Origin of the sequence: Sulfodiicoccus acidiphilus (assembly GCF_003967175.1) — an archaeon.
Lineage (GTDB): Archaea > Thermoproteota > Thermoprotei_A > Sulfolobales > Sulfolobaceae > Sulfodiicoccus > Sulfodiicoccus acidiphilus.
The window spans coordinates 1,282,678-1,307,122 of the sequence record NZ_AP018553.1 but is presented as its reverse complement, the minus strand read 5'-3'; the positions used below and the strand labels follow the sequence as shown (position 1 = coordinate 1,307,122).

At 51.7% G+C, this 24,445-nt stretch carries 19 protein-coding genes and 2 pseudogenes; 8 read left to right on the top strand and 13 right to left on the bottom strand.

The window, feature by feature from the left end; genetic code table 11:
• Positions 1-959: 959 nt before the first annotated feature.
• The gene (locus HS1genome_RS06985) at positions 960-1,220 is read left to right on the top strand and encodes a hypothetical protein (RefSeq protein ID WP_126450165.1); all 261 of its coding nucleotides are present in this window, start codon (positions 960-962) and stop codon (positions 1,218-1,220) included.
• 8 nt (positions 1,221-1,228) lie between these two features.
• Here the strand turns inward: HS1genome_RS06985 and HS1genome_RS06980 are convergent, their stop codons facing one another.
• The 11 genes and pseudogenes from HS1genome_RS06980 to HS1genome_RS06930 form a co-directional block, all read right to left on the bottom strand.
• Positions 1,229-1,996, bottom strand: a complete 768-nt coding sequence (locus tag HS1genome_RS06980; RefSeq protein WP_158613737.1) for a ParA family protein — start codon at positions 1,994-1,996, stop codon at positions 1,229-1,231.
• 170 nt (positions 1,997-2,166) lie between these two features.
• Positions 2,167-2,466 (bottom strand): hypothetical protein, encoded by a 300-nt coding sequence (locus HS1genome_RS06975; protein ID WP_126450163.1) that lies wholly within the window; start codon positions 2,464-2,466, stop codon positions 2,167-2,169.
• Between the two features lie 595 nt (positions 2,467-3,061).
• Positions 3,062-3,586, bottom strand: coding sequence for a PaREP1 family protein (locus HS1genome_RS06970; RefSeq protein WP_126450162.1), 525 nt, complete (start codon positions 3,584-3,586; stop codon positions 3,062-3,064).
• Between the two features lie 129 nt (positions 3,587-3,715).
• Positions 3,716-3,946 carry a hypothetical protein gene (locus HS1genome_RS06965; RefSeq protein ID WP_126450161.1) on the bottom strand — a complete coding sequence of 77 codons (231 nt, stop codon included), beginning with the start codon at positions 3,944-3,946 and terminating at the stop codon, positions 3,716-3,718.
• Positions 3,943-4,794: a succinate--CoA ligase subunit alpha gene (sucD, locus tag HS1genome_RS06960; RefSeq protein ID WP_126450160.1), complete on the bottom strand. Its 852-nt coding sequence runs from the start codon at positions 4,792-4,794 to the stop codon at positions 3,943-3,945. Before sucD ends, HS1genome_RS06965 begins: the two co-directional genes overlap by 4 nt.
• Positions 4,791-5,801: a succinate--CoA ligase subunit beta gene (locus tag HS1genome_RS06955; protein WP_126450159.1), complete on the bottom strand. Its 1,011-nt coding sequence runs from the start codon at positions 5,799-5,801 to the stop codon at positions 4,791-4,793. Before HS1genome_RS06955 ends, sucD begins: the two co-directional genes overlap by 4 nt.
• Positions 5,802-6,710: a 2-oxoacid:ferredoxin oxidoreductase subunit beta gene (locus tag HS1genome_RS06950; protein WP_126450158.1), complete on the bottom strand. Its 909-nt coding sequence runs from the start codon at positions 6,708-6,710 to the stop codon at positions 5,802-5,804.
• Entirely contained in the window at positions 6,697-8,574 is a 1,878-nt protein-coding gene (locus tag HS1genome_RS06945; RefSeq protein ID WP_126450157.1) for a 2-oxoacid:ferredoxin oxidoreductase subunit alpha, read from the bottom strand. The genes HS1genome_RS06950 and HS1genome_RS06945 overlap by 14 nt, the downstream gene beginning before the upstream one ends.
• Before the next feature lie 103 nt (positions 8,575-8,677).
• Positions 8,678-9,823, bottom strand: a complete 1,146-nt coding sequence (gltA, locus tag HS1genome_RS06940; RefSeq protein WP_126450156.1) for a citrate synthase — start codon at positions 9,821-9,823, stop codon at positions 8,678-8,680.
• Between the two features lie 62 nt (positions 9,824-9,885).
• Positions 9,886-10,737, bottom strand: a pseudogene (gene prpB / locus HS1genome_RS06935) (methylisocitrate lyase); the annotation flags it as partial.
• Between the two features lie 3 nt (positions 10,738-10,740).
• Positions 10,741-12,012 (bottom strand): MmgE/PrpD family protein, encoded by a 1,272-nt coding sequence (locus HS1genome_RS06930; RefSeq protein WP_126450154.1) that lies wholly within the window; start codon positions 12,010-12,012, stop codon positions 10,741-10,743.
• Between the two features lie 50 nt (positions 12,013-12,062).
• Between HS1genome_RS06930 and HS1genome_RS06925 the strand changes: the two genes are divergently transcribed.
• Both HS1genome_RS06925 and HS1genome_RS06920 read left to right on the top strand, forming a co-directional pair.
• Positions 12,063-12,977, top strand: a complete 915-nt coding sequence (locus HS1genome_RS06925) for a lactate/malate dehydrogenase family protein (RefSeq protein WP_126450153.1) — start codon at positions 12,063-12,065, stop codon at positions 12,975-12,977.
• Between the two features lie 38 nt (positions 12,978-13,015).
• A pseudogene (locus HS1genome_RS06920) lies at positions 13,016-14,934 on the top strand (APC family permease).
• 7 nt (positions 14,935-14,941) lie between these two features.
• Here HS1genome_RS06920 and HS1genome_RS06915 read toward each other — a convergent pair.
• Entirely contained in the window at positions 14,942-16,810 is a 1,869-nt protein-coding gene (locus HS1genome_RS06915) for an AMP-binding protein (RefSeq protein ID WP_197721475.1), read from the bottom strand.
• Positions 16,811-17,933: 1,123 nt separating this feature from the next.
• On the opposite strand from HS1genome_RS06915, the gene HS1genome_RS06900 reads away from it, so the two are divergent.
• Complete coding sequence (locus tag HS1genome_RS06900; RefSeq protein WP_126450151.1) at positions 17,934-20,744, top strand: hypothetical protein; 2,811 nt, start codon at positions 17,934-17,936, stop codon at positions 20,742-20,744.
• A 157-nt stretch (positions 20,745-20,901) separates the two neighbouring features.
• Positions 20,902-21,585 carry a triose-phosphate isomerase gene (gene tpiA, locus HS1genome_RS06895; protein ID WP_126450150.1) on the top strand — a complete coding sequence of 228 codons (684 nt, stop codon included), beginning with the start codon at positions 20,902-20,904 and terminating at the stop codon, positions 21,583-21,585.
• Here tpiA and HS1genome_RS06890 read toward each other — a convergent pair.
• Positions 21,560-21,850, bottom strand: a complete 291-nt coding sequence (locus HS1genome_RS06890) for a winged helix-turn-helix domain-containing protein (protein WP_232018735.1) — start codon at positions 21,848-21,850, stop codon at positions 21,560-21,562. The two genes, tpiA and HS1genome_RS06890, sit on opposite strands and share 26 nt — an antisense overlap.
• A 105-nt stretch (positions 21,851-21,955) precedes the next feature.
• Here HS1genome_RS06890 and HS1genome_RS06885 point away from each other — a divergent pair, with 105 nt between their 5' ends.
• From HS1genome_RS06885 to HS1genome_RS06875, 3 genes are read left to right on the top strand one after another with little or no spacing between them, the layout of a single operon-like run.
• Complete coding sequence (locus HS1genome_RS06885; protein WP_229768049.1) at positions 21,956-22,849, top strand: heterodisulfide reductase-related iron-sulfur binding cluster; 894 nt, start codon at positions 21,956-21,958, stop codon at positions 22,847-22,849.
• Positions 22,850-22,865: 16 nt separating this feature from the next.
• Positions 22,866-24,008: an LUD domain-containing protein gene (locus HS1genome_RS06880; RefSeq protein WP_126450149.1), complete on the top strand. Its 1,143-nt coding sequence runs from the start codon at positions 22,866-22,868 to the stop codon at positions 24,006-24,008.
• Positions 24,009-24,045: 37 nt separating this feature from the next.
• Positions 24,046-24,393: a hypothetical protein gene (locus tag HS1genome_RS06875; protein ID WP_126450148.1), complete on the top strand. Its 348-nt coding sequence runs from the start codon at positions 24,046-24,048 to the stop codon at positions 24,391-24,393.
• The last annotated feature ends 52 nt before the right edge of the window (positions 24,394-24,445 follow it).

Genomic DNA, 24,445 nt, shown 5'->3' with positions numbered 1-24,445 from the left:
TACCTAGTTCTTAAGCATATTCAGAAGTGTTTACCCGCGGCGTAACTCATCCACCTCCAATTCCGCCCCGGCCACCCTTAAGGGATCGCAAACCCTCAAGTCCTCGGGGCCGGTGGAGGGGAGCACCACCCTCACCTTCCTCGTCCCCCACCCTCTCGAGAGGTGCCCGTCCTCGGTTCGGGGTAGTCGACTGAAGTCCTCGGGTGGCACTACGTGAACGCAACTCTAGACAAGGACGTTTAGAAGAGATTGAAAGCGTTTGGTCGCGCGAAGGTGCTATAGTCTGTCCCTGGAAGGCCAAACCTCCATGGCTCTGAGGAGCAATGAAGGGGAAAGCTCAGTGACGTGGGCGGCTTTACCATTAGCTTCGTTTGTTCGTCACATGCGTCTTCAATTACGAAATGTTCCAGGAAGTCTTGCCCTACAGAGAACTACCGCTCGCGATTTTAGGCAACCCACGGAATCACGTATTATCGGCCAGATCTGAAGGTCCTTCCGCCTCGAGGAACCTCACGAATTTCTGTACCCCTCAGTGCCTGGCGTCACGAACTTCTCAAAGGCCTCCACCTCTCCACCACTGGTCTAGACTGGTGAGTCCCATCCACACCTTAGCTCTACCTCGAACGCTTCTACCTTGTCGACCTTACCCCGTTACATAGAACCTCTTGGCGACTAACTCGTAGAGGTTCGTCCCGTTGAGAAACCTAAAACCTGGATATCGGACGAAGTTAATAAGAGAAGGGTTTTAGGGAAAAGTATAAGGAAATGTTAAGGTTTTCAGTCTTTACTCTACTATGGCTATTTAGTTCGCTAGCGACTTAATAGTGTAGACGAGTTCCTACGAGGATCTAAGGAAGGACCTGCTTTACGGCTAACTGAGAGAAAATTCCCAAAACCTCTCCAAACCATCTAAGGGAAGCACGAAGAACTTAATACCCTGTCCTCTTCCTCATGCCCACATGAAGTCCGTGAAGTATTCCGTAACAGGAAGGTTGACCGTTAAGGATAAGGAAGTGACTGTTGAAAGGAAGTTCAGGAAGATGAGAAATGTTAGGAACTACCTAAAGTCCCTGAGGGAAATCGGTCTTGAATGCAGTGAGCTACAGGGGGAGAAGGAGAGTTGGTCAACTGAGTGCAGATCGAGGGCAGGAGGAGGAAGGTTGGATGTCAAGAGGGAGAGAGTGGAGAGAAGCAAAGGAAAGGAGGGAAAGGGGGACTGACTAAATCTTTACTCTATTAAGGCTTTCTCAGGCAAACGAACCAATGCCTTAGATAGCGCAATTACCTGTTCTGGGAATTCGTTAAGTTCCATATAGGAACCGTAAGTGTAAAGTCTCTCGTCGAAGGGCACAACGGCGCAGACAGGAAGGGACTTTTCCGCGCAGACCCTCCTCAGGGAGGAAGAGGCCCGGGCGGCCTCCTCGGGTAGAGGGGGTACCATATTTACCACAAGGGCTCCAGGTCTGCCGGTCTCTGTGAAGCTCTCCAACACCTCCATGTACTGGAGGACAGCCGAGATGCCCCTCTCCGAGGGATCTGAGACGTAGACCCTGTACCACCTCTCGTCCCTCCTAAGGTTAGTAAAGGCCCTATGCTCTAGGTCCACAGCCTCATCGCCTTGGAATACGTTAGGAGGATTGTCTACTACGACTATCTCGTGATTTCTCAGGAGCGCCTCGTAGAGTTTAACGTACCTATTGAAGCGAGACGGATCCTCCTTTATTACCTTGAAGTCCTTTACGAACAACGGTGGATCTGGATTGATCCTCACGGCCGTCAACCTACCTTTTCCTTCTTCCCTAGTCACCCAGAACTGTCCCTCCTCTCCAGAAGCTGCACAGTGAAGGAGCGAGGGACCTTCGTGACCGAGCAACCTAGAGGACCACCCTATTATGTCTCTGTCTACTAGGAGCACTGTGTCCCCATTCCTTGCCAATAATTTGGCTATGGAAACTGCCAAGGTGGACTTGCCGACTCCACCCTTGACACCTGACAAAGTAAGGCGCACGAGCTTTCTCAGCTTTAAAAAGTCTATAAGTTTTGTGACCTAGCCACAAGACAACTGAATCCTTACCTTTGATCATGGGGATGATATTCTGATAATATCCTGTCCCAAACCCTTGATTCGATCTAGGAGGAATGCCCTAAAAGTTCGGAAACCCTTCTCTATCCCTTCACTATACCTATCACGAAACCAATCACGAAGCTGAGGGAGGAGTAGGGAATGAAGCCCGAGATCTCGTGAGCCCTCGTGGTCGCCTGTTGTGCGTACTCCCCGGCCATCTGAAGGAAAGCGGATATCTGTTCAGGCCTTATGTAACCCAATGCAAGTAGGAGCACTACTAAGGCTAGTAAAATCACTCCCACACTGATTATCTTCCTTATAAGTAGACCGATGAGCAATCCTATTATGAAGGGAATGGCCACAGCGCCGATCTCTGCCTCCAATTGGGTTGTGGTTAGCATCAGTTACACTCTACCAACTCGTACTTCATAACTCTTTCTCCTCTTCGCTCCTCTAAATTAAATTGAAAACCTCTAAAAATAGTAACTTAACTCCAACGCTGTGGGTTTATCCCTAATTTTAGCACGGTGTCGCTCTTTGGAAGTCTATTGGAAGAGCCCTCTCCCTCACACATGTCTCCCTTAGGTGTATAAGGGGAACCAACACCTTCAGGACAGGAATGAGTTCCGCTTGCGAGGGTTGACGAATAGGTTGTAACCAGTGAACTACCCCGCCCTCACGGACGGGGCGTCCTCGCGGTGAGTCCCGCTCCTCGGAGGGACCTCGATCTCCTTACGTAGCGGAGGTTCCGTGGAATCGTTGTGAAAATCGTGGAAGGGGGGTCACGGAGGGTTTCCTCTCCACGGGCGTGAGTTCCCTCAGTCCCGAGGGTGCGACCCAGCTCTCACAGTAGAGGTCGTAGAAATAGTATTTTGATGACTATAAAGGGTTTACATAAGGGGGCTGTCCGTCCTCACGGAAGGGGACTTCTCCCCTAGCAAGTTAATACTTGAGATTGAACGCAGTGAATCAGAAAACGGTAGAATTACTCCCGACTTAGGTAAGGACTTCGTAACACTTGGCCAAGAACTCCTTTACCCTTATAGAGTAATGAGCCACGTCACTCTCGTCCAAATTATTGTCTATATACCCGTCGTAGTGAAGAACCATCGCCACCTCCCAACTCTCGTCTACCCAATCTCCCAAGGCCTCCGTAAGTAGAGACACAATCTCGCTCCTTGAGCCCTTGAATCCCAAGTACTGGGCAAGTCCCTTCAACGCCTCCGTAACTGACTTAAAAAGGTACTCCGACGCAAGCTGGGGGGAACTGGTCTCCTCAGACCTGTGAAGGTAGAAAAGGGACACGTCGAGCCTAAGTTTCAGTAGCTTCTCGGCGTCTAGCCTATCGGCTAGGGCGTCGACAGAATCCTCTGGTGCTATTCCCTCTCCTATCTTTAGGATTACCTCTTGGATGTCCACGAATGGTCCCATTGTCAGAAACAAGTTAAAAGAAGACGCTGCAGATATTACCTCCCGAGGAGAATCGAGAATTTCTCCAGACCTCCCACCCTCCTTTCCCATTAGGCACCAAATTTCAGGTTTCAGTACCTAGAGCACAATTCTCCAAGGATCGCTTTTTCGATGGATTTTAATCCTTACATGAAGAGATCTTTTCCCATTAAATATTTTCAGAAAGGAGGGAAATAGTCCCTATCTACCTTTGAGGAGAGAAAGTTCCCTCTCGTAAAGGGCCCTCACCCTAGCTTCCCCTAAAGATCCGTACTTCACGATAGCCTCGCTGATGGACAGCTTCTCACCCTTCACGTAGAGCTCTGATAGTAGCCTTGACGCATGTTTTCTAGACTCGCCATCTAACGCATCCATTATTTTCCTGATTTCCGTATCTTTGATGATAGAATCATAAGAACACGTGTCACTCACGGTCGATCCTCCAGTAACTTGGGGATTTCGTAGGGGGACCTAGCCACCGGTATACCGGCTCTCTTGAAGGCCTCCATTTTGCTGTTAAACGTACCGATACCCATGTACACTACCGCTCCTGCGTGGCCCATCCTCTTCTCCCTAGGCGCTGTCATACCGGCTATGTACGCCACCATGCTCTTCTTCACCTCCCCATTCTCCTTCATCTTAGCGACTCTCTCTTCCATGTCCCCTCCTATCTCGCCTATAACTACTATCTTCTCGGTCTCTGGGTCCTCCTCGAACTTCTTGACTATCGTTGGCATATCTGTTCCTATTATGGGATCTCCACCTATTCCAACTACAGTAGATTGACCCAAGTTCCTGACCATTTCAGCGACCTCGTACGTCAACGTACCAGACCTAGACACCACTCCTATCTTGCCCCTAGTGAAGGCCCTAGGTGGGAGTATCCCAACAAGGGCCCTGTCAGGAGCTATAAGGCCGGGACAGTTAGGGCCTATGAGCATTACTCCTCTTTCCTTGGCGTACTTGACGAACCTTGCCGTGTCTAGAACTGGAATGTGTTCCGTTATTACGACGACCAACTTCAGTCCAGCGTCGACGGCCTCGTAGACCGCGTCCGCAGCGAACTTCGCAGGAACGAATATTACGCTGGCCTCAGCCTCATGTTCCTTGAAGGCGTCCTGCACCGTGTCGTAGACAGGTATGCCTGAGACAGACGTCCCTCCCCTTCCAGGAGTGACTCCTGCAACGACCTTAGTGCCGTAGGACTTCATCCTCTGAGCGTGGAAGGAACCCTCCTTCCCTGTTATACCCTGAACGATAACCCTGGTGTTAGAGCTCACGATCGTATCGCATCCCTCACGGCTGAAAGCGCGTCTGCATAGGCCTTTATACCGTTTTCCCTCAAGATCTTGTGGCCCTCCTCCTCGTTCGTCCCCACCAACCTCACAAACATAGGCTTCTTCACGATCTTCATAGCCTCGACGATCCCTGCCGCCACCTCGTCACATCTAGTTATCCCTCCAAAGATGTTGATCACAATCTTCTTCACTTTCTGATTACCTCCGACCTTAACTACGCACTCTTTTACCCTCTCCCTGCTGGCACCTCCTCCTACGTCGTAAAAATCCGCCGGCTCACCTCCCTCAAGCTTAACCATGTCCATGGTAGCCATTGTGAGTCCAGCACCGTTCCCTATTATCCCGACGTCCCCTTCTAGCTCGACGTATGTGTCAGCCACGTACTGTCTGGAGAATTTGCTCACCAGCTCCTCATGCCTGTAGAGGGCGTTGTCCTCCAAGATCACCTTGGAGTCCAAAGCCACGACGCCAGATTCCGTCACTGCCAAAGGGTTTATTTCGGCCAATTCCGCCTCGTACTCTGTAATAAGCCTGTAAAGACCCTTCACCACCTTCTCTAGGCCCTTCACTCCTAAGTATTTCTCCACGTTTAAGACGTCGAAAGACCTCACTCCCCTCTCCAAGGGAATAGAGAAGAGCTTGACGTTCTTCGACTCCTCTACATCTATCCCCCCTTCAGGGGAAGCCACTATTATAGGCTCACCACTTCTCCTATCCAACATAGCAGATATGTAGACCTCTGCCCTATGTGGAACGAACTCTTCCACTAGGAACGTTTCAACTCCTTGAGCCTTAAGTTCCTTAATTGCGCCGTTGACGTCGTCAGTCACCTTGACTAGTCCTCTCTTTCCCCTCGCTCCTTCCAGTAGCTGGGACTTGACAACTGCCTTTCCCTGCCACTGGACTGGACCCTGGGTGACCACACCACGGGGAACTGGAATTCCAACATCACGAAAAAGCTGTTTACCTTCGTACTCGTAGAGTTTCAATTACACCACCTTTTCGTTGATGAGATCGTCAATTATGGTAGTGAACTTACCCTCATGTACAACTTTCTGGTTCGCGGGGATCGAGGTCTTGTAGCTGGGTGCGTTAGCTGCTATCCTCTCCTCGTACGTTGGAACAAGTTCGTTTTGGTAGAAAATCCCTATTGGTATCCTATCTCCCCATTCGTAGGACCTCCCTATTCCCTGCTTCATCTTATCAATCGTCTCGTTCACGTCCTTGACCACTGGATCTAGGTCAGTCATCTTGTATATCCTTTTCTCGTACCACTCTTTCGTGTTTATGTCGTTGTAAGTGGGACATGGCTGCAGGACGTCTATGAAGGCCGAACCCCTGTGCTTTATTGCGGCCTTCATTATGTCTTTAAGGAACTTGACGTCGTAGGCGTAAGCTCTAGCCACGAAGGTGTAGCCTGCCGCTATAGCCATGGCTAGTGGGTTTATAGCGTCGTTTATGTTTGGCCTTGGGAGGGACTTGGTCTTCTCACCCCTCTTGAGGGTGGGAGCGGCCTGCCCCTTGGTTAGCCCGTAGACACCGTTATCGTGTAGGATTACAGTGATGTCGGTATTTCTCCTGCCAGCGTTAACGAAGTGACCTGCACCTATCCCCAGTTGATCGCCGTCTCCAGCGTTCACTATCACCTCAAGCTCCGGATTGGCCAATTTCACTCCAGTAGCGAAAGCCAGGGCCCTACCGTGAAGGGTGTGCACTCCAGAGACGGGTATCCTCATGAAGTGGGGCAACTTGCCTGAGCAACCTATACCGGAGACCAGCACCACCTTTCGAGGATCTAGTCCGAGCTCCTTTATTGCCATTTCTTCCGCGCTGAGGATACCGAAGTCCCCACATCCGGGGCACCAATCGTTCCACTCCGGTTTTCTAAGCGCCTGCATTGAGCACCACCCTCTTATCGTTCTTCTCGAGTATTAGTTTCACCGACCTATACACCTCGTCCCTTGTTATGGGCCTCCCGTTCCACTTCAACACGTAGTTAGTAGGCTCTATGCCAGTGTGTTCCCTGACTACTGAGGCAGCTTGGGCGGTATAGTTGTTCTCGAGGTCTATTATCTTGCTCTTTCCGGATAGTAACTTGCTTACGTACCTCGTTGGGAACGGGCTGAACATCCTGATCTGCACCAACTGAAGCTTGATACCATCCTTCTCGAGCATATCCATGGCGTCAAGTACAGCGCCTTTGGGGCTTCCCCACGTCAGCACTACGGTATCGGAGTCTCCGAAGACGTTAACCCTGCTCTCCTCAGGTATCTCTTTATCGGCGGTTTCGAGCTTCTTCATCCTCTTTTCATACATGGCTATCCTGTTTGAGGAGGCCTCGGATATGTGTCCTTCCTCGTTGTGTTCGTCTCCCGTGTAGTACATGTGAGCGTGACCTAGGAAAGCCCTAGGGGATATCCCGTCCTCGGTTAGCTTGAACCTCAAGTAGTTTTCCTCCCCGTCCACTATCTTTCCCCTATCCCCCTTTATGTTGGAGTAGTCAAGTTCGCTCACGTCTACGGTGCTGTAGGCGTTAGCTAGGCCCTTCTCGATTAGATGTATTACCGGAGTCTGATACCTCTCCGCCAAGTTGAAGGCCCATATCGCGTCCTTGAACACCTCAACGTGGTCCCCTGAGGCTATCACTATTCTAGGGAACTCCCCGTGACTCACGTTTAGAGCAAACTTGAGGTCCGCCTGGCCGCTCCTAGTGGGTAATCCGGTGGAAGGTGCTCCCCTTATGTAGTACGTGACCACAATGGGGACCTCATCCATTCCAGCCCAACCGATCCCCTCCGCCATTAAGGAGAAACCTGGGCCCGACGTGGCTGTGGAGGCCCTTACTCCGGTGAGGGCGGCACCAATCGCCATGTTCACTGCGGCGAGCTCGTCCTCTGTTTGGACTACAACTACGGCACTCTTTCTTTTATCTCCCGTGTCGGGGTCAATCATCATTACCTCCTGGTGGGCCTCGATGTAAGTGCTCTCGTCGCTCGCCGGAGTAATGGGATAGTACGTTTGGAACCTGAGTCCTGCCGCCAGCTTGCCCATGGCTGACGCGGTGTTGCCGTCTATCTGGACCCTCTTCCCTTGAACTGGAACCTCCTTTAGTCCGTAAGCTGGCTTCACGTACTTGAGTCCCCTTTGTGCTCCTAGGGTGTTCATCTTCGCGTAAAGTTCGTTTTTGAAGCTCCTAGCTATGGCCTGCATGAGGTAGTCCTCCTTCAGTCCCAGTAGCCCATATGACGCAGCAACGGCGGCGATGTTCCTCACCCTCTCCACTACTGAAAGGGCCACCTTCAGCTCCGCTGCAACTTCCTTGGCTATCTGATCGTAATCGACTGGTATTACATGGACTCCCCTATCTGCCACGTATTTTACAGCGGCTCCCATCGTGTTGCCGTAACTTTCAAGCCTCTTACCGATTTCCTCCACCAGCTCAGGTTCGATGCTTTGTATAGTGTCTATCTTAGTGCCCTCCAACCCCTTGTTGTAAATCAGGTAGTCATTGACCTCGTGGAAATGTTGAAACACTGTTTCTGCGTCGAAAGTGGTTAGAATGTCGACCTTCTCGGGGAGACTATGCATCCTTCTATCGCTTATAGTGAGCGTGAAGTAGCTATGTCTCCCTTTTATGTTGGAGTAGTACTCCCTGTTGCCGAACAGGTAGTATCCAGCCCTCCCGACAGCGTTGCCGAACAGGTTGGCGGCGGTGTCTACTCCAGAGCCTTGTGCGCCGCCTATCATCCAAGTTAGTTTCATGGCTCTCTATGTGCCCTTTCGTGACTTAGAGTTAAAAGTGTTCCCTCACTGTTGTTATAATTGATATATCAGTTCTAAAAAGCTTATACTCACGAGGTGAGGCTCACTTCCTTTGGTTAAGGGGTACAAACTCTCTCTTCCCAGGTCCTACGTAGAGAGCTCGCGGCCTTATGAGTCTATGCTGCTCGTCGACGTATTCTACCACGTGTGCCAGCCACCCTAAGGTCCTCGACAGGGCGAAGAGCGGAGTGAACATGAAGTCTGGGAAGCCAAGCCCGTACATCAGGATGCCAGCGTAGAAGTCGGTGTTAGGGTATATCTTTTTCGACTCAAAGTGTTTCACCCCTAAGGTCTCCAGCTTCTCCGCTATTTCCAAGTACTTCCTCGCTTCCCCTTGTGCTGCCACCTCCGCCATCGACTTGAAGATCTTTCCCCTCGGATCGTAGGTGCGATAGACCCTGTGGCCGAAGCCCATTAGCCTGTTGCCTCCCTTGACTATCGTTCTCTCGAACCAATCGTCCACCTTTGAAGGGTCCCCTATCTCCTTGAATTGTCGGAAAGCTGCCTCCATCGCCCCACCATGGAGAGGACCCTTTAAGGCAGTGATGGCCGAAACCATGCAGGAGTACATGTCAGACAGGGTGGAGGCCGTGACCAAGGCGGCAGTGGTGGAAGCAGGTACCTCGTGATCAGCGTAAAGGACCAGGAACTTATCCATCATGGATGACTCCTGGGATGTGAAAGACTTGGAGAAGGTGGCCTCAAGGAAGCTCTTGGCGTAGCTCTCTCCGGGGGAAGGAACCCTCGGTGTGAGTCCCTGCTTAACCCTATACACGTTGGCCGTGATGGTAGATACCTTTCCTATTATTTCCAACGCCTTCTCCCTGTCCCTCTCCTTCCACTTGAACTCCTTCTCGTGGGTGGCAAGGGCCGCTAAGCCTGCCTCCATTAGCGCCACTGGCTCGGAGTCCTTGGGGAGAACCTCCATCACCCTTAGGACGTCCTCTGGGACTTCGTACGATGAGTTGAGGACGTCCTTGACCCTCTTGAGCTGCTCCGAGTTGGGCAGCTCCCCGTAAAGCATAAGGTGCACCACTTCCTCGTAGGTAGCGTTGTTTGCTAGGTCGTTTATGTCGTAACCCCTATACCTGAGTATTCCTCTCTCTCCGTCAATATAAGTGAGAGACGTCGCCTTAATGTAGACGTTCTCTAGACCTCTGCTCACTTCCGCCTTCTCTGTCTCACTCACTCCCTGCTCACCTCAGTTGTGTAAAACACCGATTCCATGATGACTTCATAAATTACTAAAATTTAAGGGTTCTTTTGTTTGTACTTTGACAGTTCCTTATCTAACTGCTCGTAGAAGTTATACTTAATTACTTCGTATTGTTCTTTCCTAGTCATCATGAGCTCCATGAGAGGAGCCTGTGTACCCTTTTCAAGCAAAACTTGCAAGGCTTCCTTCATTGCCTTCGCCGCCACTCTGAATATGGTCACAGGGAAGATGACATACTTATACCCCATCTCCCTGAACTCAGTGGCGGATATGAGTGGGGTCTTGCCGAACTCCGTCATGTTGGCGAGCAGAGGCGCCTCCACCTCCCTAGCGAACTCTGCGAATTCCTCCTTGGAAGTCAAGGCCTCAGGAAAAATCACGTCGGCACCCTCCTCCAAGTACGTTTTCGCCCTGTTCACAGCCTCACCTATTCCTAGCACGGCCCTAGAGTCGGTCCTGGCTACAATGAGGGCGTCCCTTCTGGCCCTGATGGCGGCCCTAAGTTTGAATACCATCTCGTCCTTGGATATCACTTCCTTACCGTCCAAGTGACCACACCTCTTGGGCATCACTTGGTCCTCAATCTGAATCGCGTTTGCTCCAGCCTCCTCGAGCACCCTGACTGCCCTGTAAACGTTGACGGATTCCCCGAAACCAGTATCGGCATCAACTATGAGCGGTATGTCTGTTACTTCCTTTATCTTTCTCACGGCATCGGCCAGCTCCGTGAGCGTTATTAACCCTATGTCTGGGAGGCCCATCGAGGAGGTGAGGGCCCCACCGGAGAGGTAGACGGCCTTGAATCCAACTTTCTCTGCTAAGAGGGCAGAGAAGGCGTTGAACACCCCGGGAATTACTAAGAACTGTTCCTTCCTGAGAACCTCCGACGTTCAGCTCACCTCCCACCTCAACCCGTCTGGACTGAGCTGCAGTAAATTGAGCCTTTCCTCTTGCCCTGTGAGCCTGGAATACTTACTTAACACCTCTTCGTCACTCATAGGATTCCTAGAGTGACCTCTAGGGATCCTGACCTCTGCCTCCTTTACACCCTCTGACGACTCCACTATTACTCTGGTAGGTAATTCATCGGCGTAGACCCTAGTGTAGTCCTCCCTCTCTACGACTTCCGTTTTATCCATGATCTCTAGCACCCTCGGGTCACCTATGAGGTCGTAAGACTCTAACCAGAACTCACCCCTCAATAGGGTAACGGCAACTATGTAGGGTAGGCTGTGATCGGCGGTCTCCCTGTTTGTCGGCCTCCATTTCTCCTTGTCGGCCAGGATGCTCTTACCCGCTTCGTAGGTCTCTATGGTCACTTTCTTCACGTCCTTCACCTTTATCTTCTTCGCAGCCTCCACCGCTGCCTGAGCATGATACTCAACCGGGTAGTACTTTATGTAGGTGTCGAGTATCCTCCTCCCGTTCATTTTAGAGAGAGGAGTGGGGTCTAGGTCCCTAGCGATGAGGTTAATGAACCCCATCTTCCCCGAGAAAGGCTCCTTAGGCCCGGTGAAACCCTGTCTAGCAAGTAACACGGCGAAGGTGGCGTTCCTCACGGCCTCCCCTGCTGCTCCGGCCTTCCACATAGAGAGTTCCCCAACTCTGGTCTGCCTCAATGCTACGTGAGGAACTACTGTCATGGATATCGCGTTTGCCGTGGCTCTCCTGTCGAGCCCCATCAGCCTGGCCATGCCCGCTGCTGCCCCCACCTGCAAGAAGTTCACGTGGTCGAAGCCCTTTGCTCTCAATGAAGTGGTGTCACAGAGGCTAACTCCCACCTCGTAACCTACTACGATCGCCTCTGCTAATTCCCTCCCCGACTTGTTGAAGGCAGTAGCCAGAGCTATCAACCCGCCTATCATATCGCTTGGATGTAGCGGCTCCTTGGACAGGTAGGTGTCGTTGAAGTCGAGGTACCTTATCGCTAGGGCGTTATAGAAGGCCGCCGCGTCAGGACTTGACCTTCCCCCTCCTATGAGAGAGGCCTCCCCATGGAACGCGGTGAGCGCCCTCTTGCTGGCGGAGACCGGTGGGGATCCGAGAGCAGCCCTGGCCACGCCCAACGAGTCCACAAACCTTCTCGAGGCCTCCTTGAGGGACTCATCTGGTATAGTGTCCGAGGACGTTACGTACTCCGCTATCAGTTCGGCTATCTCCACGAGAGGAGGGGAGAGCTAAAGTTTAAAAAAACGGCCTAGGATAGGGGAGCATGGCAAAGATAGCGTTCATAGGTGTTGGGAAAATAGGTCAGACCATAGCCTACTCAATCATAATGGATGGCTTGGCCTCTGAGGCAATGATATACGACGTGATACCCGAGCTGCCTGACAAGTTCGAACACGAACTTAGGCACGCCCTCGCCACTCGAGGCCTAAACACAGAGATCCTGAGTTCCAATAACATACAGGACGTGAACGGGGCGGATGTAGTGGTGATCACTGCCGGAAAACCAAGGAAACCGGGTATGAGTAGGAGGGATCTTTTCGTGGACAACGCCAAGATAATGATGGGACTTGCCAAGGACCTAGTACCTAGGAACCCTGGGGCGAAGTACGTCATGGTCACCAACCCGGTGGATATGATGGCGTCCGTATTCATGAACTACTCGAAGGCGTTCACAATAAGCACCGGAGACCAGGTGGAGACGATGAGGATGAGGTCGTTTATAGCTAAGAAGTTGAAGACGCCCGTCACCAAGGTTAATGGCTTCGTCGGCGGAGAACACGGAGAAGACGCTGTAGTCCTGTGGAGCACAGTTTCAGTTGACGGGAAACCCTTCGATCAATTAGGACTGAAGAGGGAAGAGGTTGACCAATACGTCAAAGGAATAGCGGCGGAAATCATAAGGGTAATGGGAGGGACAACTTGGGGACCCGCCACTATTATAAAGGACGTAGTGAGGTCCATAGTGTTGAACGAGAATAGGGTTATGAGTATAGCTACCCCTCACAAGGTGGACAACGACTACATTCACATCGCTGTACCTACGGTCGTAGGCAACGTTATTGGACCTTCAATAGAAGGAACTCTACCCGAGGAAGAGAAGGAGAAGTTGAACCAAGCACTAAGGGACGTGCACAGAGTCTACAAGGAGAATATGGCGCAACTTGTAGGCACAACTTAACCCTTAAGTTTAAATCTATAACTTCGTTAACAAAGGAGATGGAGTCTGAACAGAATAAGTCTCAGGCTCAAGGAACTGAAGTAAAGGAAGCGGATCGGCAGCTGAGGAAGGCCCTGAGTTTCCAAGATCTTTTCTTCATGTCCATGGGGGCATCATTGGGTCGGGCTGGCTCTTTGCGGCCCTAGACGGTGCCGCCACCGCCGGCCCTGGGGCCATCCTATCATGGATCATAGGGGGGATTTTCGTTCTCTTCATAGCTCTGGCGTACGCGGAGGTCAGTGGAATGATACCTAGAACTGGAGCAATAGTGAGGTACCCTCACTACACTCACGGAAGCTACACCGGCTATATCATGGGCTGGCTGTACCTACTCTCCACGGTCTCAGTCCCAGCCATTGAGGCAGAGGCTGTAGTAGGTTACGCCGCCACTTACATTCCATCTCTCACCTACTCGACCACTGTGCTGGGAACTTCCGTTACAGTGCTCACTGGACTGGGAATTTTGATGGCAATTGTCCTCATGATCGCCTTCTTCTTCCTGAATTACTTCGGAATCAGGTTCCTGGGGAAGTTTAACACGGGTGTCACTTGGTGGAAGTTTATCCTCCCCACACTGACATTCCTCCTACTATTCGCTTCCTTCCATGCGTCAAACTTCACGGCATATGGCGGCTTCTTCCCATCAGCCAACCTTCACGTTCCAGGAATAACAGGAGTAGCTGCCATGTTCTACGCAATCCCCACCACGGGCATAGTGTTCTCTTATCTCGGGTTCAGGCAAGCTCTAGAGTACGGAGGCGAGGCTAAAACCCCACAGAGAGACGTGCCTAGGGCAACCATTTTTTCAGTTGCCGTGGCAATCTTAATCTACACACTACTGCAGGTATCCTTCATAGGCGCGATAGACTGGAGCAAGATCCAGCTCACCAACTCAACGGGGGCGATTGTGGGCCCTATTCAACCTGGGAACTGGGGGCAATTACTAACCTCGACTTGGGCGTCAGGGCCGTTCTACAACGCGCTCGTCTCCACATCGATTCCAGCCCTCGTTGCCTTCTCCTACCTCCTTCTCATTGACGCCTGGATAAGCCCCAGCGGCACGGGGTGGATTTACATGGGTACTGGGACAAGAACCTTCTACGGACTTGCTACGGATCAGTACATACCGAGCGCGTTCGTTAAACTCTCCAAGTATAAGATACCGATATGGTCGCTTGTGGCCTCCTTAGTCGTAGGGGCCATATTTCTCCTTCCTTTCCCCAGCTGGTACCTCCTCGTCTCGTTCATATCTTCTGCGACAGTCTTCACTTACGTCATGGGAGGGATATCCCTAACTGTTCTGAGGAAAACGGCGTCCACACTACACAGGCCCTTCCGACTCTCTGGAGCTCAAGTACTTGCCCCCATAGCCTCCATGGCGGCAGTACTCATAGTTTACTGGTCTGGGTTCTCTACCCTCTTCTTCATAATATCAGGTGTGTTCCTTGGACTTCCGTTGTTCTTTCTGCTCTACGCTCCTAGGAAGCTGGGAACAAAGCCCTTCACTTCGTACCTGCTCGGGGCTCTGGAGTTCGCGATCATCCTCGCTCTTAGCATTTTCGGATACTACTACGTGATTGTGCCCGGCACGTTGGCCACAGAACCGATATCCACTGTCACTATGTATTTCGCCATATACTACGTTCTAACGGCGGCGACTGTTATAGGAATGACCTTCGCGCTCCAAGCGATGTCCAAAGACAAGACGCCCATTAGGGCAGGTTATTGGTTAATAGGTCTCATATTGGCGATGTACCTTCTATCCTTCTTTGGCGCGTTCGGCTTCAACACACTCATTCCATTTCCGTACGATACGGTAGTAGCAGCTATAGTGGGAATTGGATTCTACTTCGCGGCCACAAGGAGCGGATTCAAGACAGATGAGATTGAGGAGATAGTTAACTCAGCTCCAGTCTAATAAAGATTTATCTCTCAAATATTTTTTTAATTTCCTGAACGGAGTCTGGATTCTCCAGTGAGGTGAGGTCCCCTAGTGGGCCTCCCGTCACAGCCGCCTTGATCACCCTCCTCATTATTTTACCTGATCTGGTTCGTGGGAGGTCCCTGACCTGATATACCTTCTCTGGGACGAACGGCCTCCCAAGCGTGTTGGCCACCAGATCGCTGAGTTCCCCTAGTGGAACCGAGGATGCCCTCGGTTTAACGAAGCAGTATATCACCTCTCCCTTCACGGAGTCTGGGACACCAACGCAGGCACTCTCCAAGATCGCGGGATGTGAGTTCAACACTGTCTCTAGCTCGGCAGGGCCGACCCTCTTACCCGCCACTTTAATTACGTCGTCGGCCCTTCCTCGAAGGAACCAGTAACCCTCCTCGTCCACATAGGCTAAGTCACCATGATACCAAATACCATAGAACCTATACCAGTAGGTCTCTAGATACCTCTCTCTATCACCGTAGAACCCCCTGGTCATCGAGGGAATTGGCCTTCTAATCACCAAGTAACCCACTTTACCTCTCACTGATCTGCCTTCATCGTCCACTACGTCGGCGTCTACTCCCAAACAAGGTCCCCACAGAGTTGAGGGCTTGAGTGGGGTGAGCACGCTAGGGCCCAATATACAACCGAACACCTCAGTCCCACCAGAGATGTTGATTAGGGGCCTCTTCCACTCCCCCACCTCCATTACCCACCTCCACGTGTCCTCGTCTATGGGTTCCCCGGTGTTTCCAAAGACCTTCAGGTGCCTAGGTATGCTCTCAGGAGCCCCGTACCCTTTCAACATCCTGGCCACTGTGGCCGCGAAGCCAAGGTGAGTCACGCCCTGAGTTCTGACAACGTCCCACAGTTTGTGTTTCGAGGGATAATCTATTGCTCCTTCCACTACGAGGTGGGTAGCTCCAAGGACCTGAGACCCTATAACCTGCCATGGACCCATCATCCACCCTATGTCACTTACCCACCAGAGCCTATCGCCAGGCTTTAGATCGAAGTTGTACCTCTGTTCCTTCGCCGGCTCTAACGCGGCTCCAGCGTGGCTTATGAGGACTCCCTTTGGCCTGCCCGTGGTGCCCGATGTATACATGAGGAGGGCGGGATGGTTGGGATCCACGTACCTCCTCTCCTGCTCCCCGTATTCCAGAACCTCCCTAAAGGTGAAGTCCCTTCCTTCTTTCATCTCCACCGACGACCTCAGTCTCTCTACCACCACTACCTTGACACCATCGCTCACCACTGAGTCCACCACCCCCTTCAAACTCCTCACTTCACCCCTCCTGTAGTAGCCGTCGACGGTGACTAGGACTTTCGTTCCCCTAAGTCTCTCGGCCAAGGCAGAGGCCCCGTAGCCCGAGAAAACCGGAGAGGCGATTGCGCCCACCCTGAACGTCCCAAACATGGCTGCCAATACCTCAGGGATCATGGGAGCGTAGAGAGTTACCACGTCTCCCTCCCCCACTCCCTGGGAGGTCAAAAAGCCGGCAAACCTGGAACTCATACGTGCCAGATCTTGATACGTGAGCTCCTTGGAGGGTCCCACTTCTGGTACCCAGATCAGGGCGACGCCAGACTTATCTTCAAGGAGTTGTTCCTCTAGGTTGATTAAGCCCCCTACGTACCACGACGTCCACTCAGGCCCTGCAGAACTATCTAACAACTGAGTGAACTTCCTCTCCCACCTCAACCCCAACCAATCAGGGAGGTTTCCCCAGAACCAAGAGTAGTCGACCAAGGACTTCTTGACTAATTCCTCGTAAGTGGTAACTCCTGACTTCCTCAACAATTGGGAGACGTTAGATCCCTCCACTACCTCCTTAGGAGGTACCCACAACACGAATGTACTTACTCGAGACTCATTTTTAATCTCAGAGGAAGAGAGTTCTCTCGTGCCACCCAACCTGGGGATTAAGATATTGGTTCTTGGTGGAGGCTGACTTCCTCCCCGCCCTGGAAGGGCGATGGTTCCCTCCCAGAGGGCTCGTCGTTCCCACCATCGGTTCGGGTTTACATGTCTCGTTTGGTGGGCAGTCGAGTGGATCAGAGATCCACTCCCATTTGAAGAGGAGGGGACTTTCACCCATTACGTCTAGTCCCTTAAGAGAAGGAGATAATAGCTGCTCCTCCCTCAGTCCCATTAAACCTTAGATCGAGCTGGGGAGGAGCGTCGTTAGTACCACTAATAGAAATTTTAACAAAGAAGTATTTAAATATATAAGGGGGCTATCCGTCCCCGCCGTGAAGGGCGAGGCTTTCCGCCCCCTCAACCCCCCTCTCTGTAAACTCAACTACGACAAGTTGTTATTACGATTGAGGCACAGACAGGATCTATCAAGGGTCCTAGTAGCTCAGGGGTACGCCCAGAGGTTCGAGGAAATCGATGACGCCTCAATCTTGAAAAGAAAACTTCGAGTTAGCAAAGGGTCGTAGTAGGAGGCGCCCTTGGGGCTTTATCCTCACACAGGTACATGATAGCAGGAAAGGGAGTTGTAAAGCAGGAGCCCTGTTAGACTGGAACAGTCCACTTTAGTGGATCAAGTCGTTGCTCCTTTATAGGCCGAGTTGGCGATCACCAAGTCCTTCAAAAGTCCGCCAATTTGCCTGTGGATCAATTGATTTCCCCGAAGTAGTTATGTTTACCCGCGGCGTAACTCATCCACCTCCAATTCCGCCCCGGCCACCCTTAAGGGATCGCAAACCCTCAAGTCCTCGGGGCCGGTGGAGGGGAGCACCACCCTCACCTTCCTCGTCCCCCACCCTCTCGAGAGGTGTCAGTCCTCGGTTCGGGGGTAGTCGACTGAAGTCCTCGGGTGGCACTACGTGAACGCAACTCTAGACAAGGACGTTTAGAAGAGATTGAAAGCGTTTGGTCGCGCGAAGGTGCTATAGTCTCTGCATAAGGGATCCCACTCAACTCCCGCTAAGATAACAGTTTTATAACTTGACTTCCTTGACCATCCATGGATAGGAGAGCATTACTAGCATTTCCGGTCGCATTTGAACTAATTGGGCTCTTCTTAACTCACTCGCCACAGTATCAGTTAGCTCTCCTAATTGCAGTAGCTGCTTCAATCGGAGCCCTGAAACTCAACAGGTACTCCTGGGTGGTAGTAGTCGGATCCATACCCTTCGGACTCACAGACCACTACGTAATACTAATGGGAACAGCAGCAGCGTTGAGTTCCTATTATATGGGTGGACGCTCGGTGGAATACCTTTCCCCAATCTCACTAGTTTCTGCGCTCTACGGACAGGGGACACCTCTTCAATTATTGGGTTTCATCACTTTGGTGGGCGCCCTACTGTACCTAAAAAGAGACTTGAGGGGAGTCATAGCCACAGGAGTACTCCTCATAATAGCGTCTGCCTTGGACTACTCCTTAGGTCTTTCAGGTCCCTCCAATGCCATGTCCGACCTAGCCTTCCTCTCTTTGGTCTTCGGTGTGGTAGGGGTGGCCTTAGAGGGCAAGAGAGCAGGTAAAAAGATGTCTACCGTGCTCAGGTTAGCACCCTTCCTCCTCTTTCCTGCCTTAGTTGCGTATTTAGGTCCATCCTACGCATATTACTATTGGACTCCTAGGTCCTTCTACTTTGACTCTGACCCACTCTCCCTCTGGATACCTGCTATGTACCACCCCGTAATCAACGAGATCCTAGGGACGTGGCTGGTGTCAAGGATCTCGATTCTCATGGGCTTGGAGGGGGCTAGAGTGTACGAGTTCATAGTGACATTTCTGGCGGGAACGTCAGCCTTCTGGGCTTTCAAGGGGTGGAAGTACAGGACTCTACTTTCCCTAGTATACCAGGTAGCTACTCCATTCTGGGATCCCTCCCTGTCCTGGGGCTTCGCCTTCCTGCCCTTGCTCATAGCCTTGGCCAATTCCAACCTCAGGCCATACCTAAGGTATCCAGCGCTTATGCTTGCCTCGGTCTCGGGTTCCTCCTTCTTCCTTCTCCCGGCCACCGCTACGATCGCCTCGGGCTGGATCAGGAAAGAAAGGCTCTACGTTGTCCTAGCAGTTATTGGAGCTAACATGTTTTGGATAGTTCCTTACGCTGTTTTAGGAGGTCCTTCGTTAGGCCAAGTGGAATTGACACTACCCTTACTTGTGGCTTTGACCGTGGCCGTCGTCGCGTCAACCTCAGGAGGGGACACTTACTCCACGATTCTGGTAGTCGCTAGCGCAGTTTACATGGCCTTTCACCTCCCTTTCTATCAAGCCCTTTACCCCACCCTGGTTTTGGGACTCCTGTGGTTAGTGGAAAGCGTGTCAAGGAGTGAAATCAAGGAAGTTCTAGTGGGATTCGCGGTCTTTTTGGTGGTTCTCTCCGCGGCCCAAGGCATTTACACGTTCACTCCAGTATCTGAGGTGAAGGTGCCTTCGATAGAGGGGTCTCTTGGGGGACTTACCTTCTGGAACTACTCCTACCCCCTGGCCTCGCCAGTGCCTATCAACAGCACCCCGGTCCCAGTCTCCGCCATAGAGTACATTGTCCGGCCTAATGGCTCGATTAGGAACAACTCCGCCTTTTTGGGGTTTCCAGCTTACGCTTCGCCTATTTTCAACAGAACGACCTACCCCGCCAACGGCAGTTGGGTAGAGGTGCCTAGACCGATCGCCATTTACTCGGGAGGCAACTTGACCCCACCGTTGAGATCGGCGGGGCTGATAGTCGAGACTCTCAACACGACTGTGGAGCTTTCCTCCACTCAGGGGATTCAGGTCGCGGCGTGGCCGCTTTTACTCAACCAAACCCGAGTTAGTTTGTCCTTCTCAGCGAGTGGCCTATACGGAGGCTACGTTTTCATAGGGAGTAACTACACTGTAAAGTCAGGCTTCCCGTCAATTGGGCTCCTAATTGGGCTGGGTAAGGGATCGGTGTTCTACGAGAACGACAGCCTACCACGTTACGTGGGGACACTCTCCTACTTCAACACGGCCTATCCGTTCTCGGTGACTTTCTTCTTGAGGGACATCAACGGTTCCGTTCAGATTTTCGGGGAGTATGTCAACGACACATTCATCCCCACCTCAATTGAGACGCCGCTGACCTGGAGTTCGGCGAAGTTCTTCGGTGTGGGCGTTGAGAGGGGAGGTCCCTTACTCCTCAGGTCGGTGAAAGTAGGAGTGCCTTTTCTTCTAGAAGTGAACCAGAGGAACGTCAGTTGGACTGGAGACAACGCTACCATAATATTCTTACTGGACAAACCCCTCAACGGTACCCTGTACCTTAATTCCTCATCTCCAGTCACGGCGAAATTTCTGCTCACCAACGGTTCTGAAGTGTCGCCCGATAAAGCAGTGACAGGTATCCAAGGGATTGTGTTGAATTCTGAGGGACCGGTAACGTTGACGCTCCTTAAATTGGTGGACCAGGGCATCCAATTCTACGCGGTGGGATACCCAGGACCAGAAAAGCCACGTTTGTCATTGAACGACAGTCTGACCTTGGGCGGAGAGATACTCAGGGTCCAATCGGACGCACCAGTTCTAGTCCACTTACTGAATTACTCGGCCCTCACGTACCTTATGGACGGGCACAAGGTGATCGGGAACGTGACTCTCCCCCCAGGGACGCATGAATTGAGCGCCATCTACAGTGGACAAGATTTAGCTAACTACGGTGCTGCAGCCAGTATAACGTCGTTCATCCTAGCGCCCATACTATGCCTCTCAAAGGTGAGGAGATTACTGAAAGTGGTGGTTGAAGCGATGAGGCACACATCGGCCTCATTTAAAAGCCAAGAAAGCGAGTTAGACCAAGGATGAAGAGGAATCCGGGAACCGAACGATGACGAGAAGGCTAAGACTGACAAATAGCTTATTTCGAAATTCGTGGATTCCCCACTCTGAAGTGCTGATACGGCTACCAAGCGGGAATAGACAGAGGGTAAGTTTTTCATGCGAGATCTTATAACTACACGACGTGAGGACCCCTATAGTTATCGTGAACTTCAAGCTTTACGAGATCTCGATAGCAAGGGCCTTGGATATCTCCAAGTCCATAGAGCAGGTCAGCAGAAAGCTAGGAGTGGAAGTTGCTCTGGCAGTTCCAGCAACAATGATAAGGGAGATCTCGTCTAACGTCTCCCTACCCATTTACGCCCAACACGTGGACGACGATCAACTGGGAGCGCACACCGGATCCATAACTCCTGAACTGATCAAGGAAGCGGGAGCTAGAGGAACGCTGCTGAACCACAGCGAGAGGAGGATCAGACTGGACCAAGTGGCTAACGTCATAGAGAGGCTCAGCTCTCTGGGAATGGACTCGGTGCTTTGCGTAGACAGGAGAGAGCTAGTGGCCCCAGCAGCTCTCATGGGACCAACAGCAGTGCTAGTGGAGCCACCCGAGCTAATCGGTTCTGGAAGATCCGTTTCTAAGGTGAGACCAGAGATCGTTTCGGAATCGGTGAAGGCAGTCAAGGTGAACCAGTCTGTGAGACTAATCGTGGGAGCTGGAATAAGCACCTACGAGGATGTGATCAAGGCCATGGAACTAGGTGCTGATGGCGTAGGCGCGGCCTCCGCCGTCATGAAGTCAAACTCGCCCGCTTCAGTCGTCGAAGAGTTCGCTAAGGCCATCAGGGATCGCCGATTAGCTCCTTGAGTTTGGCCTCGTACTTATCTAAGACGTTCCTCACCTCCACCTCTGCTTCCTCGTATATCTCCAAGACCATCTCCAACTGCGGTGTAAGTGACGAGCCACCTGTTTCCCTTCCCCTCTTAGACACCACCTCTCCCAACTCTTCTCTAATCTTACTTACGTAGTCCCATGCGAACTTATAGGACATACCTAGGTTATGGGCAGCCTTCGATATGGAACCTGTCCTCTCTATCTCTCTCAGGAGAGAGACCCCTCCCTTTCCTACCACAGGCCTTCCCCTTTTTCAAGCCATATTTTGAACTTGATTTCCAACTCTCAACACATTTATGGGTTAGGGCTCCAGCTAAAATACTGCGACGGGGAACTTGCATGCGTGAAGATCGAGGGTTTAGTCCGCGAGGTGTTAGTAAGGAGCCTCAAAGATTACATGATGCCGTTCCCCACAAGTAAGAAGGTGTGCACAGAATGGGCTACCGACATTCCGAGGGGAGGGGGAACCGTGATCTACACGGGGTGCATGTACCAGCTGACGCCACTCACCGACCTTTACGCCAACGCGTTACCACTACTGTCGAAGGTGGAGGGAGCCGAGAAGCTCTACCCCCTAGCTATGGCCATAACCCCATCTAGGGTGCATAGGGAGAGAGCTAAGAGGATCTTGCAGAACGTTGCGGCTGCGCTCAAGAGGAGTGGAGTACAGTTCAATTACCTCTACGAGGATGAGCCCTACAGTGGCACGGTCCTACTCGAGCTTGGGTTCGTAGAGGAGTTCGCAGAGTATGCTAAGAGGGTAATGCAGCACTTCAACCGACTAGGGGTGAAGAAGCTGATTACCGTAGACCCTCACAGCCATTATGCGTTCTCAAGGTACAGGGAGTTCACCAATTTCGATTTAGAGGTGGTGAGTTACCTCCAGTTAATAAGAGACCTAGGTACTAAAGTAGAAGGTGAGTACGTGGTTCACGACTCCTGTCTGTATTCGCGTTTCCTCGGATTGAGGGAGACTTACAGATCTTTAATTAAGGCGGCCGGGGCCTCTCTCAAAGACGATCAGCTTGTGACGGGACCCGCCACCTCCATGTGTTGCGGAGCACCCATCGGGCCGCTCAGGAAAAGAGAGAGCGAGGCCATAGCCTCCTACAGGGCGGCACAACTGAGCTCACTGGGGGACAAATTGGTCGTAGTCTGTCCTCTCTGTTATCTGGCACTCTCTCCTCACTTTAAAGGAAAAGTAATGGATTTAGCGGAGTTAATGAGCTTCAGATGAATGTTTTTACGCTGGAATGAGAGGTGATCGGGTGACCTGGATATACGCAGTGGAGAGGGCTGTGAAGAACAACGTTCCAAAGGTGGAGGCGATCCTCAAGGAACACCCCTATCTCCTGGACTTGGCCATGAAAGTGAGGGAGGGTAAGACCGAAGTCCTTCGCAACCTAGATCGCTACGTAGAGGAGACAATTAAGTCTGTTGAAAAGAGTGGAGGGAGGGCCCACCTGGTCAGTAACGCTGAGGAAGCCAAGGAGATAGTATCTAAGATAGTTGGGACTGGAAAGACGATAGTCCTAGGGAAGTCGATGGTGGCATACGAGGCTGGGTTGAGGAAACATCTTGAAGCAATGGGGAACGACGTCTGGGAGACCGACCTTGGGGAGTTCCTTATTCAGCTCGCCGACGAACCACCTTCTCACATAATCGCTCCCTCTCTACACATGACCAAGGAGAGGGCCGAGGAAGTTATGAGGAAGATCGACAACGAGTTAAACAACTCCACCCACGAGAAAATAGCGATGACTGCCAGGAAGTTCCTCAGGGATAAGTTCATCAAAGCCCACGTAGGGATAACTGGGGCCAACGCGGTCGCAGCCGATACGGGCTCTGTAATCTTAGTGGAAAACGAGGGTAACATAAGAATGACGACAGTCCTACCAGAGGTGCACATAGCTGTGGCTGGGCTCGAGAAGATACTACCCAATCTCCAACTAGCTCTCTACGAGGCGTTGGTGCAGGCGGCCTTCGGAGGACTTTACCCTCCTAGCTACGTGAACGTGTCCTCTGGTCCTAGCTCGACTGCTGACATAGAGATGAAGAGGGTAAGTCCGGCTCACGGACCCAGGGAGTTCCACCTGGTGCTCTTAGACAACGGAAGGAGGGAAGCTGCGAAAGACCCAGTACTGTGGGAGTCCCTACTTTGCGTGAGGTGCGGTAGGTGTCACCTCCATTGTCCAGTTTACAGGGTATTTGGTGGAAAGTGGGGAGTTCCACCTTATTCTGGCCCAATGGGGGCCATGTGGTCGGCCGTGGTCTACAGGGACTTTGGACCCGCTCAGTTGTGCGTCCACTCTGGGGGATGCAGAGAGGTATGTCCAATGAAGATAGACATACCTAAGGTTCTTGAGGAACTGAAGAAGAGAGGTCTAAAGCAGTGATCTGTCTTTTATACCGTGGCACATTGAGACTGAAGCTGTGAATAAGAAGCAGACTGCAGAGCGAAGGGCCAGAAGGGTGAGAAGCGGAGAGAGTGTATCCGTGTTTAAGAAGGAGCTCATGAGTCTGTCGTTTGAGCCGGTCTATGGTGACTCTATGAAGGAGATAGCCACCCGGTTCACGACGATGATACAACAAATGGCCGAGAGGTACGGTTACGACGTGGAGTTCCCGGAGAGGGCACAGACCGAGATAGATGGTGAGACCTACTACTTCGTGTATCAGGTCAAGGTCAGAACAAAGGCGGGCCCAAAGAAGATATACATAGAAGCTCAATACTTCCTTTACGACGGCGCGTGGATGGGAATGATAACTAACGTAAGATGAGCTATAAGTAACTAAAGTCAATTTGCAGCTGCCAAATATTTTATAGCCCCTG